We start from the raw sequence: 15119 nt of genomic DNA, 5'->3' as shown, positions 1-15119 counted from the left end.
CATTCCTCAGACGATGACGACGACCGCGGTGATGCTCCTGGCGGTCGCCGCGATCGCGGCCACCATCGACTGGTGGTCGGTGGCGACCGACCGGCTCGGGGTCGAGTTCCTGGCGAAACCGGCCGTCATCATCTGCCTGATCGGGGTGGCGCTGGCGATCGAGATCGAGCCGGGCGGCGCGAGCAATGTCGAACGCGGCATCATCATCGCCGCGCTGGGCGCGTCGCTGGTCGGCGACGTCGTCTTGATGACACCCGATGCGCGCTTCGAGGCCGGACTGGCCGCGTTCCTCGTCGCCCACATCTTCTACATCGCCGCGTTGGCTCCCGATTTCGTGATCGGCCCCGGTCTCATCGCCGGCATCCTGATCGTTGCCATCGGGTTCGGCGTGGTGCCACAGCTGCTCGCTGCGGTCCGCGTCCACGGGCCGCTGATCACCGTGGCGGTGATGACCTATGTGGTCGTCGTCAGCTCCATGGGCATCGTGGCGGCGGGGACCGGCCTGCTCGTGACGGCGATCGGCGGCGCACTGTTCGTGACCTCCGATGCACTCCTCGGTTGGGGCCGTTTCATCGGCCCGGCACCGGGCGGCCGGGTGCTCGTGCACATCACCTATCACGTCGGTCAGGCGGGGCTGGTCCTGTGGCTGGCCGCCTGATCGCCGTCCTGGCGGCGTCGCTGCTGGTCGCATCGGCGTGCGCGGAGCCCGCACCGCCGACGCTCGAGGTCGGTTCGCTCGAGGCCGCACTGCCCGCGTCGGCATGGCCGGACGACCCGTCGATCGTCACCGATGTCGCATGTCCGGAACTCGACACCTCGCTGATCGCCCAGACGACCGTCTGCACCGCCGTGCTCGACGCCGACACGGTGACGGTCGACGTCGTGATCGACGAGTTCGGCGCGGCCACCGCCGGGGTGCGCGAGCCGCTGTTCGTCGTGGCCGAAGCCGCTGATCGACTGGTGGAACGGTTGCGCGATGATCTGTCGATCGAGGCGATCTCCGCCCAGTGCGCTGCGGTCGTGATCATCGCCGAACCCGGTCGTTCCTTCGCCTGTGCCGCGACCAGTGGTGACCGCACGATCGACTTCGACGTCGTCCTCGGTCGTGAGGCGGGTGCGTGGGAGCTGCGCCTCGCCGGGTGAGGTGCCGGTTCGAAGCGAACACCGGTACCCTTGCGGAGTCGATCGAAGTGGATCGACAGCGACGGCCTGCGCACCGCGGGGTCGTGGCCGGGTACGAAACCCAGAAAGAAACGAACGACTATGGCCGTGAACCTGCCCCCGAAGAACGACACCATCGCCAGCATGGCGAAGGCGTTCGATCTTGCCGAGAACGACACCGGATCTCCCGAGATCCAGATCGCGTTGCTCTCGGATCGCATCACCCACCTCACCGAACACATGAAGGTCCACAAGAAGGACCATCACAGTCGGCGGGGTCTGCAGATGCTGGTGGGCAAGCGTCGTCGTCTCCTCGACTATGTCAAGGACAACGACGTCGAGCGGTATCGATCGGTGATCGCCCATCTCGGGCTGCGTCGCTGACATGATGTGGGGGCGGTCCTTCGGGGCCGCTCCTTTCGGTTTACCCGGGCGTGCCGGGTGAACCCGACGAACCCCAGTAGCAGGAACGTCCTGCGAACAAACCGAACAGACGGCAGTTGGTGTTAGTCGCAAGTTTCGAGACGTGTCTCGAGATTTGCGACTGGGTACTGGCAGTCGTGTGTTCGAATTCCAAGGAAATACACATATGACTGATACCCACTCCGTCACCGGCGCGTTCACGCGCGGTGAAGGCAAGGACGCCACCTTCGAGATCGGCAGGTTCGCCCCCCTCGCCGGTGGTTCCGTGACTGCGAGCATCGGCAACACCGTCGTGCTCGTCACCGCCACCGGTGCGAAGTCGGCCCGCGACGGTGCCGACTTCTTCCCGCTGACCGTCGACATCGAAGAGCGCATGTACGCCGCGGGCAAGATCCCCGGCTCGTTCTTCCGTCGTGAGGCCCGTGCCGGTGAGCAGGCGATCCTCACCTGTCGACTGATCGACCGCCCGTTGCGTCCGGCCTTCCCCGACGGCTACCGCAACGAGGTCCACGTCGTGGGCACCGTGCTCGGTGCCGACCAGAAGAACCCCTACGACGTACTGGCCCTCAATGCTGCGTCGCTCGCCCTCAGCGTCTCGCCGATCCCGTTCGACGGGCCCGTCGGCGCGGTTCGTATGAGCTGGTCGCCCGACGGTGAATGGATTCCCTTCCCCACCTACGAAGAGTCCGAGGAATCGGCCTTCGAGATGGTCGTGGCCGGCCGCATGGCCGACGGCGACGTCGCCGTCATGATGGTCGAGGCCGGCGGCACCGCGAACTCGTGGAACCTCTACGAGAGCGGCACCCCCAAGGTCGACGAAGACGTCCTCGCCGGCGGCCTCGAGGCCTGCAAGGTCTGGATCCGCGAGATGATCGAGCTGCAGCAGCGGGCGATCGACGCGGTGGGTCACGTCGAGAAGATGACCCCGCCGGTGGCCGTCGACTACAGCGACGAGATCCTCGCCGCCGTGCAGTCGGCCGGCACCGACCGCATCGCGGAGACCCAGAAGATCGCCGACAAGACCCAGCGTCAGGACGCCGAAGGCGAGCTCAGCGCCGCCCTCGTCGCCGAGCTCGAGGGCCAGTTCGCCGACACTCCCGATGCCGTCAAGCAGATCAAGAACGCGATCCGCTCCGTCACCAAGGCGGTCGTGCGCAAGCGCATCGTCGAAGAAGGCATCCGCATCGACGGCCGCAAGACCAACGAGCTGCGTCACGTCACCAGCGAGGTCGGCGTCATCCCGACCGCGCACGGTTCCGGTCTCTTCCAGCGAGGTGAGACCCAGGTCCTCAACTTCACGACCCTCGGCCTCGGCCGCAGCGACATGATGATCGACGACCTCTCGCCGATCGACAAGAAGCGCTACTTCCACCACTACAACTTCCCGCCCTTCTCCACGGGCGAGACCGGCTTCATGCGTGGCCCCAAGCGTCGTGAGATCGGTCACGGTGCCCTCGCCGAGCGCGCCGTGTTCCCGGTGGTCCCGTCGTTCGAGGAGTGGCCCTACACCGTGCGTACCGTCTCGGAGGTCATGGCCTCCAACGGTTCGTCGTCGATGGCGTCGGTCTGTGGATCGACCCTGTCGCTGATGGATGCCGGTGTGCCGATCAAGGCGCCCGTCGCCGGTATCGCCATGGGTCTCGTCCACGCCGAGGGGCAATACGTCACACTCACCGACATCCTCGGTGCCGAGGACGCCTTCGGCGACATGGACTTCAAGGTCGCCGGTACCACCGACTTCGTCACGGCGCTCCAGCTCGACACGAAGATCGCCGGTATCCCGGCCAACGTCCTCGCCGGCGCCCTGAGCCAGGCCAAGGAAGCCCGCCTCGACATCCTCGACGTGATGCTCGAGGCCATCGCCGAGCCCCGTGAAGAGGTGCGCGACACCGCGCCGAAGATCGTCTCGTTCGAGATCCCGATCGAGAAGATCGGTGAGGTCATCGGCCCGAAGGGCAAGGTCATCAACTCGATCCAGGCCGAGACCGGCGCCGTCATCTCCGTCGACGACGACGGGATGGTGGGCATCGTTTCGATCGCGTCGCCCGACAAGGCCATCGTGGACGAGGCCGAGCGTCAGATCCAGCTGATCCTCGATCCGCCCACCGCCGAAGTCGGCGCGACCTATCAGGGCCGCGTGGTCAACATCACCAAGTTCGGTGCGTTCGTCAACATCCTTCCGGGACGAGACGGGCTCCTGCACATCTCGAAGATCGGTGGCGGCAAGCGCATCGATCGTGTCGAGGATGTCCTCGAACTCGGCCAGGAGATCGCGGTCACCGTCGAAGACGTCGACCCGAACGGCAAGATCAGCCTGAAGCCCGAGGGCGCCCCCGACACCGACAAGAAGTCGAGTCGTGAGCCCCGCGAGCCCCGCGGCGACCGTGATCGTGGTCGCGACCGCGACGGCGACAGCGACGACGACAGCCCGGCCTCCGACGGCGACACCGAGGTCGTCTCGTTCGAGGCGGCCTTCGACGAGGAGCTCGCCGGTGAGTACGGCGATCTCGGCCCTGATGCTCCCCGCCGCTCCGGTGGCGGTGGCGGTGGGCGCGGCCGTGGCCGTGGGCGTCGCTGAGCAACCCGGCTGCTGATCCAGCACCTACGTTGACCCCCTACATCACCCGCGTCGCCCGCCTGTCCGGCGGGCTTCGCGTGGTCACCCAGCACGATCCGACGGCTCGTTCCGTCGCCGTCGGTGCCTGGGTGGGGGTCGGAAACCGTGACGAGGCGCCGGCGATCGCCGGCGCCTCGCATTTTCTCGAACACCTGCTCTTCAAGGGAAGTTCCACCCGCGGCGCGCGCGACATCGCCGAAGGGATCGACGCCGTGGGCGGCGACCTCAACGCGTTCACGTCCAAGGAGTACACGGCCTTCCATGCCCGGGTGCCGGCCAAGGACCTCGACTTCGGGCTCGAGACCCTGCTCGACGTGCTGTCCGATCCCGGCTTCACCGACGCCGAGGTCGATGCCGAGCGTCAGGTGATCCTCGAGGAGCTCGCCTGGAGCGCCGACACACCCGACGACGTGGTCCACCAGAACCTCGCCCTGGGGCTCTTTCCCGATCACTCCCTCGGGTGGGAGGTGCTCGGTTCGGCCGAGTCGGTGCGGGGCATGCGAGCCGACGACATCCGGGCGTTTCACGACCGTTGGTACCGGCGGGCCAACCTGGTCGTGGCCGTGGTCGGCAACATCGACCACGACGACATCGTCGCCCGAGTCGATGCTGGCCTGGCGTCGCTCGAAGCCGGCGAGCTGCCGAAGCGGCTCCCGCCGGTGGCGCAGGTCGAGCCCGAGCTGTCGGCGATACGCGACATCGAACAGGCGCACGTGGTGCTCGGCTGGCGCGGTCTTCACCAGTTCGACGAGGACCGTTTCGCCCTTGCTGTGGCCAATCAGCTCATCGGGGGCGGCTGGTCGAGTCGTCTGTTCCAGGAGATCCGCGAGAAGCGGGGCATGTCGTACTCGGTCTATTCGTCCATGGGCAGCTATGTCGACAGCGGCACGTTCTCGGTCTACGCCGGGACATCGCCGGAGCGTCTCCACGAACTGTGCGACGTGGTCGAGTCCGAACTGGCCGATCTGGTCGAGAACGGGCCGGGGGAGCGCGAGATGGAGGTCGCCAGCGGCGGATTCGAGGGCGGTACCGTGCTCGCGCTCGAAGACGCCGGGAGCCGGATGGCGCAGCTGGCCACCAATCTGCTCGTGCGGGATCGAGTGGTCGAGGTGCCCGAGTATCTCGAGAAGGTACGGGCCGTCACCGCGGCCGATGTCCAGCGCGTGCTGGGAGCGATCCTCGCCGGGCCGCGGGTTCGATCGGTGGTCGAACCACTGCGGTGAAGTTGATCAGATACGATTCTTGACTATGTCCAGAATATGTGGTTGACTCGACCACGATGAACGACACCGCCCAGGCTCTGCGCGACGCCGGCGTCCAAGTGACGGCCCAACGCATCGCGATCATGCGTGCGGTCGCCGGGCGCCCTCATGCGACAGCCGACGAACTCCACGAGGACGTCAAGGCCGGGATCGGTGCGATCTCTCGGCAAGCGGTCTACGACACGCTCGGCGTGTTCGTCACGAAGGGCCTGATCCGGCGCATCCAGCCATCCGGACGGGCAGCCCGCTACGAGGATCGGGTCGGTGACAATCACCATCACCTGATCTGTCGCGAGTGTGGCGACACGTTCGACGTCGACTGTGCGGTCGGCGACGTCCCGTGTCTCACCGCAGCCGAACATCACGGTTTCGAGATCGACGAGGCCGAGGTCATCTATTGGGGATGTTGCCCGGCCTGTCTCGGCCGCGACTCGTCCCCGTCATCCGAGAAGATCCCCCAGAAGGAGCAGCAATGAGCGAAACGACGAGCTTCGAGATCAACGACACCGCGGAGCGGTGTCCCGTCATGCACGGAAGTGAGGCCGCCCACAACGCCATGGGATCGACGGCCAACCAGCATTGGTGGCCGAACCAGCTGAACCTGCGCATCCTCCACCAGCACGCGCCGGCCTCCGACCCCATGGGTGACGACTTCGACTACGCCGAGGAGTTCGCGTCGCTCGATCTCGCCGCGGTGAAGGCCGACCTCGCAGCCCTGATGACCGACTCGCAGGACTGGTGGCCCGCCGACTACGGCCACTACGGCCCCCTCTTCATCCGGATGGCCTGGCACAGCGCGGGCACGTACCGCATCGAGGACGGTCGAGGTGGTGCCGGCAACGGCACACAGCGCTTCGCACCGCTCAACAGCTGGCCCGACAACGGCAACCTCGACAAGGCCCGCACGCTCCTGCTGCCGATCAAGCAGAAGTACGGCCGAAAGATCTCGTGGGCCGACCTCATGATCCTCGCCGGCAACGTGGCGCTCGAGACCATGGGCCTCGAGACGTTCGGGTTCGCCGGCGGCCGGGTCGACGTGTGGGCCCCCGAGGAGGACATCTACTGGGGTCCCGAGACCACGTGGCTCGGCGACGAGCGCTACCGGGGTGACCGCGAACTCGAGAACCCGCTGGGCGCGGTGCAGATGGGCCTCATCTACGTCAACCCCGAGGGTCCCAACGGCAACCCCGACCCGCTCGGGTCCGCCCGTGACATCCGCGAGACATTCGCTCGAATGGCGATGAACGACGAGGAGACCGTTGCGCTCGTCGCCGGCGGTCACACGTTCGGCAAGGCCCACGGCGCCGGCGACCCCGATCTCGTCGGACCCGAGCCCGAGGCTGCGCCCCTCGAACAGATGGGTCATGGCTGGAAGAACGCCTTCGGCACGGGCAAGGGCATCCACACCACCACCAGTGGGGTCGAGGGGGCGTGGACACCGACGCCGATCACCTGGGACAACAGCTACTTCGACACGCTCTTCGGGTACGAGTGGGAGCTGACCAAGAGCCCGGCGGGGGCGCACCAGTGGACGCCGACCGACCCGGCGGCCAGGACCACGGTTCCCGATGCCCACGACCCGTCGATCACGCATGCGCCGATGATGACCACGGCCGACATGGCCCTGCGCGTCGATCCGATCTATGAGCCGATCTCGCGCCGGTTCCACGAGAACCCCGCAGAGTTCGCCGACGTTTTCGCCCGGGCGTGGTTCAAGCTGTGTCACCGCGACATGGGGCCCGTCTCGCGCTATCTCGGCCCCGAAGTCCCTGCCGAGGAGCTGATCTGGCAAGACCCGGTGCCGGCAGTCGATCACGAGCTGATCGGTGAGGCCGAGATCGCCGCGCTCAAGACGACGATCCTCGACTCCGGCCTCAGCATCGCCGACCTCGTCACGACGGCGTGGGCGTCGGCCTCGACCTATCGCGACAGCGACAAGCGGGGCGGCGCCAACGGCGCACGCATCCGTCTGGCCCCGCAGAACGACTGGGAGGTCAACAATCCGCCCGAGCTCCGTCGGGTCCTCGCGACGCTCGAGGGGATCCGGGACGACTTCGAGGGCACGGTGTCGCTGGCTGATCTGATCGTCCTCGGTGGTGCCGCCGCCGTCGAGGCTGCCGCGAAGGCTGCCGGCTACGACGTGACCGTGCCGTTCCTGCCGGGCCGGACCGACGCGACGGCCGAACAGACCGACGCCGACTCCTTCGCCCCGCTCGAGCCCAAGGCCGACGGCTTCCGCAACTATCTCGGCAAGGGGCATGACATCGCCGCCGAGCATCTGCTCGTGGACCGTGCCCAGCTCCTCACGCTGAGCGCTCCCGAGATGACGGTGCTCGTCGGTGGGCTGCGCGTGCTCGGTGCCAACGCCGACCGGTCGGCTCACGGTGTCTTCACCACCCGCGAGGGCTCGCTCACGAACGACTTCTTCGTCAACGTGGTCGACATCGGTGTCGAGTGGAAGGCGACCGACGACACGCAGAACGCGTTCGAAGGTCGCGACCGGTCGACCGGTGACGTGAAGTGGACCGGGACGCGAGCGGATCTGGTCTTCGGTTCGAATTCGCAGCTCCGGGCGATCGCCGAGGTGTATGCCGCCGACGACGCGGGCGAGAAGTTCGTCACCGACTTCGTGGCTGCGTGGAACAAGGTGATGAACCTGGACCGCTTCGATCTCGCCTGAGGTCGCGGCGACCTCCGTCGAAAGCCGCCGATCGACACGTAGTCTGCGGTCATGACACGTGTCGGAGTGGTTGGAGCTGCGGGCCGGATGGGCCAGGAGGTCTGTCGGGCCGTCGAGGCCGATGCCGACCTCGATCTGGTCGCCTCGATCGATGTCGACGATGACCTTGCGTCGCTCGTCCAGCGTGGCTGTGAGGTCGTCGTCGACTTCACGGTCGTCGATTCGGCCCGCCGGACCATCCCGTTCCTCGCCGACAACGGCATTCATGCCGTTGTCGGCACCTCGGGTTTCGACGAGTCGGATCACGAGACGTTTCGGCGGGCCTTCACCACGAGCAACTGCCTTCTGGCGCCCAACTTCGCCGTCGGGGCCGTGCTCATGACCCGCTTCGCCGAGATCGCCGCGCCGTTCTTCGACACGGCCGAGATCATCGAGTACCACCACGACGGCAAGGTCGACGCGCCGTCGGGTACCGCCACCCACACCGCGGAACGCATGGCCGCGGCATCGTCCGACTGGGCCCCCGATCCCACCACACTCGAGGTCTACCCCGGGGTTCGGGGCGGCGAAGGCCCGGCCGGCATCCGGATCCATGCCGTGCGCATGCGAGGCGTCGTCGCCAACCAGGAAGTGCTGCTCGGCACGATGGGACAGACCCTGGCGATCCGTCATGAGACGGTCGACCGCACCTCGTTCATGCCCGGTGTCGTTCTCGCCTGCAAGCGCATCAGCGACTTCCCGGGTCTGACCATCGGTCTCGACAGTTACCTCGGGCTCTGAACAGACCCGTGCGGCCCTTCCTCACCCCGAAATGGCTGCTCTCGCATGCCTTCGTGCTGGCGATGGTGGTGCTGATGGTCAACCTCGGCTTCTGGCAGCTCAGCCGACTCGACGAGCGCAAGGACCGCAATGTCGAAGTTCGTGCGGCCATGGAGGCCGATCCCGAGTCGATCGAGTCGCTGCTCGGCACCGACCCACCCGACCACACGGCGACGATCGCTGCGGGGGAGTACCTCGACGACCAGTCCTTCTTGGTCGCCAACCGCTCTTTCGACGGGCAGGCGGGCCTCTGGCTGGCGACACCGATGCGGCTCGAGGACGGTCGGGTCATCGTCGTGAGCCGTGGCTGGGTACCGAGGCTCTGGGCCTCGGGGAGCGACCCCCGCGTGGTCGAGACACCCACCGGGCGCATCGAGGTACTCGGGCGTGTGCAGGCGTCGGTGGCCGACGGGCGCATCGGCGGCGGGTCGACCTACGACCTGCCCGACATCAGCCGGATCGACCTGGCGAAGGTCGAGGAGATGCTCGACCTCGACCTCGAGGACTCCTGGGTGCAGCTGGAACGCCAGGCTCCGCCGGCCGGCGAGTTGCCCATTCCCGTCCCGCGACCGAGCCTCGACGAGGGTCCGCATCTCTCCTACGCGTTCCAGTGGTTCTTCTTCTCGCTCGGCACCGCGGTCGTCTACGTGCTGATCCTGCGCAAGCGCCGGCGCGAACTCGCCCTGGGATGACCGACGCCCAGGTCCTCGTGCTGCTCGCCGCGCGGTTGAGGAGCCGGGCGCCGGCGAACGCGATCGGTGTGACGTTCGCGATGTTGGGCGGTGACCCGCCCGGGTTCTCAGCGCTCCTGGCCGAGTCCGAACGGCTCGGTCAGGTCCGGTGCCGAGGAGACGACGAACGGTGGTCGTTGACGGCTGCCGGCACCGCGGAACTCGCCGCCCACCTCGGAGCCGAGACCGAACGGGTGGGACGAGCCGATCTCGTCACCGCATACGAGGCCTTCCTCCCGCTCAATCGGGAGTTCCTCGCCGAACTGGCCGGCGATGCTTCGCCGACCTCGCTCGCGACGCTGGTGCGCCGCCTCGATCCGATCCTCGCAGCGTTGTCGGCGGCGCTGCCGCGATTCGACCGCTACGCGGAACGCTTCGTCGACGCCTTGCGGTCGGCGGCCGACGATCCGCGTTGGCTCGCTGCGCCGTCGCTGGACTCGGTCCACACGATCTGGTTCGAGCTGCACGAGCATCTTCTGGCGACGTTGGGACGCAGTCGCGTCGACGAGCGCTGAGACGACCTGGGTCAGTTGACGGCCGGAGTCCGCCAGTCGGGGACATCGGGTGCGGTGTCCTCCCACGAACGGAGGAAGACGACGATCGCTCGGATCTGCTCCGAGGTGAGCGGGCCGGCGAAGTCGAGGGAGTAGGCGCTCATCGCCGTACCCGGCACGCCCACCGCGACGAGCAACTCGATCTGGTCGTTCGTGGCGGATTGCAGGAACTGTTGGGAGTTGAGCGCCGGACCGACGCCACCCTCACCGCCGGTGCCGTGACACGAGGTGCACGACAGCGCGAACAGCTCCTCACCCTGCTGGGCGAGCGAATCCAGTTGCGAGGCCCGGGCATCGTCGCGGTTGGCCGGTTCGAACCATCGGTACAGCGGGAAGATCGCCGCCATGGCGATCATCAGACCGACCCCGATGGCCATGACCCGGTTGGTCGAGCGTTCGAGTTCGTCGTCGTCGGATCGGTAGTTCATCCGTGGCTTCCCTCCGCACAGGACCCGCCGGTCGCCGGCTCGTCGATCGTCTCACCGCCAGGCGGCGGCCCTTCGATCGCCGAGCCCGTGTCGATGACCAGCAGGCCGTTGTCGACCTCGACCGGATAGCGGTCGAGGCCGCGTGGCGCAGGTCCGGCCCGGAACTCTCCGACCCGGTTGAAGATGCTGCCGTGGCACGGGCACTCGAACTGTCCCGACGACTGGCAGAACGGGACCCGGCAGCCGAGATGGGTGCACTTCTCGGACAGGGCGATGATCTCGCCGCCGGAGTCGCGGGTGAGATAGGCCCGAGCGGCCCGGATCTCGAGCACACCGGACTCGGGAACGGCCTCCGGTGCGACGGTCCGTACCTTGCCGCCGAATCCGGTGGCCGGCCCCGGCTTGATCAGGTCCCACGAGGTCCAGATGCCGGCGCCGACGAAGAGGCCGGCACACCCGAGCCACATGCGGGTCAGGAAGCGTCGGCGGTCCATGGTCTCGGTCATAGCTCTCCGTGCCATTCGTTCCAGGGCCACACCCAGGACCAGTTCGGTCCTCGGAACATGAAGCCGATCAGCGTGAGGATGATCCACAGCACCAGGAAGGTGGTGAAGGTGATGGTCGCGACCTTGCGGTGGCGCAGCAGCTTCCAGGGGCTGCGGTCGATGAAGGGGAGGGCGACCAGGGCCATGACGATCCCGCCGGGAATCAGCACGCCGGCCACCAGCGGGTGGAAGTGGGCGAGCAGTTCCTGGAGACCGGCGAAGTACCAGGGCGCCTTCTCCGGGTTCGGTGTCACCGTCGGATTGGCGATGTCGCGCAGTGGCGCATCGAACAGCACCGCGATGACCAGGACGAAGAACAGCACCGACAGCGCGGCGACCGCGTGACGCACCAGCAGATGCGGCCACACCATGACCAGGTCGTCGGTCTCGGGTTCCTTGCGTTCACCGATCGGTGTTCCCGGCACCACGCCGAGGACCCGTTGTCCCTTGGCGGTGGTCGCGGGGCGTGTCGTGTCGGCGTCGGAGCCGATCGTCTCAGACATCGAGGGGCTCCTCGGTCGGGATCTCGAGCATGTTGTCCTTGCGCCAGCGCCACAGGTGCAGCATGAGCACCGACACCATGATCACCGGGATCACGGCAACGTGGAGCACGTAGAAGCGCAGGAGCGTCGATGCGCCGACGATCGGTCCGCCGAGCAGGACCTCGCGGATGTTGCCGCCGATGAACGGGACGTAGGCGGCCATCTCGCTGCCGACCGTGATGGCCCAGTAGGCGAGCTGGTCCCACGGCAGCAGGTAGCCGGTGAACGACATCAGGAAGGTGAGAGCCAACAGGATCACGCCGATCACCCAGTTGCCCTCGCGCGGGGGTTTGTAGGCGCCGCGGTAGAACATCTTGCACATGTGGGCGGCGACGGCCAGGACCATCAGATGGGCGGACCAGCGGTGGACGTTGCGGATGTACTGGCCGAACGCGACCTCGGTCTGCAACGTCTGGATGTCGCCGTAGGCCTGGTTGGGCGACGGGACGTAGAAGAACATCAGGTAGAGGCCCGAGACCACCAGGGATCCGAGCAGGACGGTGCTGATCACGCCGAGGTAGTAGGAGTAGCGAAACGCGATCTGCTCGCGCTTCATCTTCACCGGGTAGAGGTGGAGCAGGAAGCTCGCCCAGTGTGCGGCCGCGCGGTCACGGGGCGTGCGACGGCGGGGGCCGCGCCAGATCGACTTGCCGACCCGGGTGTCGCGCACCTGATCGAAACGGTCGCGGCCCGGCAGCAGCGGTGCGGCGCCCCTCTCGTCCTCGGTGGGCGGTCGTTCGGTCACTGACATGCGGGGACTCCGGTTCCGGTCCAAACCCCCATGGAGAGGGCGTCGGGTGGGCAGCGTTCGATGCAGAGCGCGCAGCGGATGCAGCGCGACTCGTCGAGGAGGAGGGCGGTGGCGCCGGTCGGGGCGGTCTCGTCGATCTCGATCGCCGGGACGAGGGAGATCACGTCGACCGGGCACACGTCGGCGCACAGGGCGCACAGCACGCACTTCTCGATGTCGAGCTGGATGTTGGCGAAGCAGCGCAGGCAGCGGCTCGCCTCGGCTCGTGCGCTCAGCTCGTCGAAGCCGAGCTCGACTTCGGTCAGTCCGATACGGCGGCCGGTGTCGAGGGTCGGCGGGTCGATGCGGTCGTAGCTGTCGTAGATGTCGTCGAGGCGGTGGAACTGTTGCAGCGTCACCATCTGGCCGGCCTCCGGCGCCTCGTCGGCCTCGCCGCCGAGGGCACGGTGGATGTCGGCGGCCGACCGGCGACCGTCGGCGATCGCGTCGATGAGGCTCCGGGGCCCCTTGGCGGCATCGCCACCGGCCCAGACGTCGGCGAGTGAGGTCGCGCCGGTCAGGTCGTCGACGCCGATCGTGCGTCGTGGAGAGGTTTCGGGCCCGTCGGGACCGAGGACCTCGAGATCGATCGCCTGGCCCACCGCGAGGATCACCGTGTCGGCGGGGATGACCCGCAGGTCCGTCTCGTCGAACTGGGGCGAGAACCGTCCCTCGTCGTCGGTCAGACGGGTGACGCCCTTGGTCTCGACACCGGTGACGCGGCCGTTCTCGACCAGGATCCGGGTCGGCCCGCGGCCGCTCTCGAATGTGACTCCCTCGGCCTCGGCCTCCTCGACCTCGAACTCATGGGCCGGCATCTGGTCGCGGCGCTCGAGCGACATGACCGTGATGTCGCGGGCGCCGGCGCGCGCCGCGGTTCGGGCCGCGTCGATGGCGTCGCTCACCGGGTCGCGCCCGGCGGCCTCGTCGTAGTCGTCGGCTCGCAGCGCAGTGCGGGCTGCATCCATCGCGACATCGCCACCGCCGATCACGAGCACCCGCTCGCCGACGTCGACGTGGAAGCCGCGGTTCATGTTGACGAGGAACTCGATGGCCTTGAGCACCCCGTCGGCGTCGCCGCCCTCCACGTCGAGGCCGCGGCCGAGGGTCGCCCCGATGCCGAGGAACACGGCGTCGAAGTCCTCTCGCAGCCCGTTCAGGGTGATGTCGCGGCCGAGTTGCGTCTCGTAGTGGACATCGATGCCGAGCGCGAGGATCGCGTCGATGTCGCGCTGCAGGACCGTGCGATCGAGGCGGTACTCGGGAATGCCGAGCCACATCGCCCCACCGAGCTTGTCGGTGGCCTCGTAGATCGTCACCTGGTGGCCGTGGCGGCGCAGGTCGTGGGCCGCGGCGAGTCCGGCCGGTCCGCCTCCGACGATGGCGACCCGCGTCGAGCGGTCGTTCTCGGCTGCGGCAGCGACGCGATCCCAGATCTGGGCGCCGTTGGCGGCATCGTTCTCCGGGCCGTACTTCTCCGTGACGAACCGCTTGAGGGCCCGGATCGCGATCGGTCGATCGATGGCGCCCCGACGGCACGCGTCCTCACACGGGGCCGCGCAGACCCGTCCGCACACCGACGCGAACGGGTTGGGGAGGCGGGCGGTGAGGTAGGCGAGTTCGTCGAGGCCGTCGGCAATGGCGGCGACGTACATGCCGGCGTTGGTGTGGACCGGACACGCGGCGAGGCACGGGATGTTCTCGTCGTAGTACTCGAGTGCACCGGTCATCAGATGCGCTTCTCTCGATGGGCGTACCAGACGGCGCCGAGGGTCACGAGCAGCCCGCCGAGCCAAAGCGACGTCCCCACGAATTCCTGCACCGGACGGTCGAGCTTGTTGACGGTGTCGGTCTGCAGCGCCCAGTTCGGCACGAACACCGTGAAGGCGATGAAGCCGACCACGATGATCGCCGTCTTCAGCGACGCGTCGAGCCACGGCATCTCGAGGCCGTCGTGGGCGGACGTGATGCGGGGGAGCAGGACGAAGAGGCCGACGGCGCCGGCGATGAGGAAGCTGATCTGCATGGCCAGGTTGGCCCCGTCGGGGAGACCGGACCCGGTGCTGCCGCCGGTCTCGGCGGCCGCGGTGGGCGCAGCGGGTGCGAGAAAGCCACCCTGGACATAGGCGATGACCGCGTCGACGTCGTCGGCGGGCAGCGTGGAGAAGGCGGGCATGCGGCCGTTGTAGGTGACGCCGTTGACCACGAGCTCGCCCTGTCGCCCGTTGGCGAGCACGTCTCGGAGGTAGACCTCGTCCTGCACGTTCGGATTGTCGAGCAGGGGCGGGAACTGGCTGGGGAGGCCGACACCGCCGGGCTGGTGACAGCCGGAACACGTCGAGCTGTAGACGGCGGCGCCGCGGGTCAGCAGCTCGATCTGGGCCTCGTCGTCGGCGGCGGGTACGCCGTCTCCCGTGTCGGCGGGTGCCTCGGTCGCTGCGGCGAACGAGACGCCACCGAACCCGGCGCCGGCGACGACGAGCACCGCGGCGATGAGGAAGGCGAAGGGCAGCGGAAGGTGTCGCGCTGCGCGTGCATTGGAAGAAGCCATATCCGAGGAGAGTCCA

Annotated in this window: 16 protein-coding genes; 10 read left to right on the top strand and 6 right to left on the bottom strand. The window is 67.8% G+C overall.

Annotated features, from left to right (window positions below; all coding sequences use genetic code 11):
• Positions 1-13 precede the first annotated feature (13 nt).
• The 10 genes from R2707_08535 to R2707_08490 all read left to right on the top strand — a co-directional run bounded on the left by R2707_08535 (position 14) and on the right by R2707_08490 (position 10208).
• The gene (locus tag R2707_08535) at positions 14-658 is read left to right on the top strand and encodes a lysoplasmalogenase (GenBank protein ID MEZ5245127.1); all 645 of its coding nucleotides are present in this window, start codon (positions 14-16) and stop codon (positions 656-658) included.
• On the top strand, positions 643-1143 hold the full coding sequence (locus R2707_08530; GenBank protein ID MEZ5245126.1) for a hypothetical protein: 501 nt from the start codon (positions 643-645) through the stop codon (positions 1141-1143). Before R2707_08535 ends, R2707_08530 begins: the two co-directional genes overlap by 16 nt.
• A 120-nt stretch (positions 1144-1263) precedes the next feature.
• Positions 1264-1545 carry a 30S ribosomal protein S15 gene (gene rpsO, locus R2707_08525; protein MEZ5245125.1) on the top strand — a complete coding sequence of 94 codons (282 nt, stop codon included), beginning with the start codon at positions 1264-1266 and terminating at the stop codon, positions 1543-1545.
• Positions 1546-1750: 205 nt separating this feature from the next.
• A complete protein-coding gene (locus tag R2707_08520; protein ID MEZ5245124.1) occupies positions 1751-4162 on the top strand; it encodes a polyribonucleotide nucleotidyltransferase in 2412 nt (803 codons plus the stop codon).
• 29 nt (positions 4163-4191) lie between these two features.
• Positions 4192-5424: a pitrilysin family protein gene (locus R2707_08515; protein ID MEZ5245123.1), complete on the top strand. Its 1233-nt coding sequence runs from the start codon at positions 4192-4194 to the stop codon at positions 5422-5424.
• Positions 5425-5480: 56 nt separating this feature from the next.
• Positions 5481-5939, top strand: a complete 459-nt coding sequence (locus R2707_08510) for a Fur family transcriptional regulator (protein MEZ5245122.1) — start codon at positions 5481-5483, stop codon at positions 5937-5939.
• Complete coding sequence (katG, locus tag R2707_08505; protein MEZ5245121.1) at positions 5936-8143, top strand: catalase/peroxidase HPI; 2208 nt, start codon at positions 5936-5938, stop codon at positions 8141-8143. Before R2707_08510 ends, katG begins: the two co-directional genes overlap by 4 nt.
• A gap of 51 nt (positions 8144-8194) precedes the next feature.
• Entirely contained in the window at positions 8195-8923 is a 729-nt protein-coding gene (gene dapB, locus R2707_08500; protein MEZ5245120.1) for a 4-hydroxy-tetrahydrodipicolinate reductase, read from the top strand.
• Positions 8924-8931: 8 nt separating this feature from the next.
• Positions 8932-9654, top strand: a complete 723-nt coding sequence (locus tag R2707_08495) for an SURF1 family protein (GenBank protein ID MEZ5245119.1) — start codon at positions 8932-8934, stop codon at positions 9652-9654.
• Positions 9651-10208, top strand: coding sequence for a hypothetical protein (locus tag R2707_08490; GenBank protein MEZ5245118.1), 558 nt, complete (start codon positions 9651-9653; stop codon positions 10206-10208). Before R2707_08495 ends, R2707_08490 begins: the two co-directional genes overlap by 4 nt.
• An 11-nt stretch (positions 10209-10219) precedes the next feature.
• Here the strand turns inward: R2707_08490 and R2707_08485 are convergent, their stop codons facing one another.
• From R2707_08485 to R2707_08460, 6 genes are read right to left on the bottom strand one after another with little or no spacing between them, the layout of a single operon-like run.
• Complete coding sequence (locus R2707_08485) at positions 10220-10675, bottom strand: cytochrome c (protein MEZ5245117.1); 456 nt, start codon at positions 10673-10675, stop codon at positions 10220-10222.
• Positions 10672-11181, bottom strand: coding sequence for a ubiquinol-cytochrome c reductase iron-sulfur subunit (locus tag R2707_08480; GenBank protein MEZ5245116.1), 510 nt, complete (start codon positions 11179-11181; stop codon positions 10672-10674). Before R2707_08480 ends, R2707_08485 begins: the two co-directional genes overlap by 4 nt.
• Positions 11178-11723 carry a hypothetical protein gene (locus R2707_08475; protein ID MEZ5245115.1) on the bottom strand — a complete coding sequence of 182 codons (546 nt, stop codon included), beginning with the start codon at positions 11721-11723 and terminating at the stop codon, positions 11178-11180. The genes R2707_08480 and R2707_08475 overlap by 4 nt, the downstream gene beginning before the upstream one ends.
• Positions 11716-12513 (bottom strand): cytochrome b N-terminal domain-containing protein, encoded by a 798-nt coding sequence (locus R2707_08470; GenBank protein ID MEZ5245114.1) that lies wholly within the window; start codon positions 12511-12513, stop codon positions 11716-11718. Before R2707_08470 ends, R2707_08475 begins: the two co-directional genes overlap by 8 nt.
• Positions 12504-14282, bottom strand: a complete 1779-nt coding sequence (locus R2707_08465; protein MEZ5245113.1) for an FAD-dependent oxidoreductase — start codon at positions 14280-14282, stop codon at positions 12504-12506. The genes R2707_08470 and R2707_08465 overlap by 10 nt, the downstream gene beginning before the upstream one ends.
• On the bottom strand, positions 14282-15103 hold the full coding sequence (locus tag R2707_08460) for a cytochrome c (GenBank protein ID MEZ5245112.1): 822 nt from the start codon (positions 15101-15103) through the stop codon (positions 14282-14284). The genes R2707_08465 and R2707_08460 overlap by 1 nt, the downstream gene beginning before the upstream one ends.
• Positions 15104-15119 lie beyond the last annotated feature (16 nt).

This window comes from Acidimicrobiales bacterium, assembly GCA_041394245.1.
Taxonomy (GTDB): Bacteria; Actinomycetota; Acidimicrobiia; order Acidimicrobiales; family Aldehydirespiratoraceae; genus JAJRXC01.
Note: the sequence above shows the minus strand (reverse complement) of the source record. Positions and strands in the feature narration are given on the sequence as shown.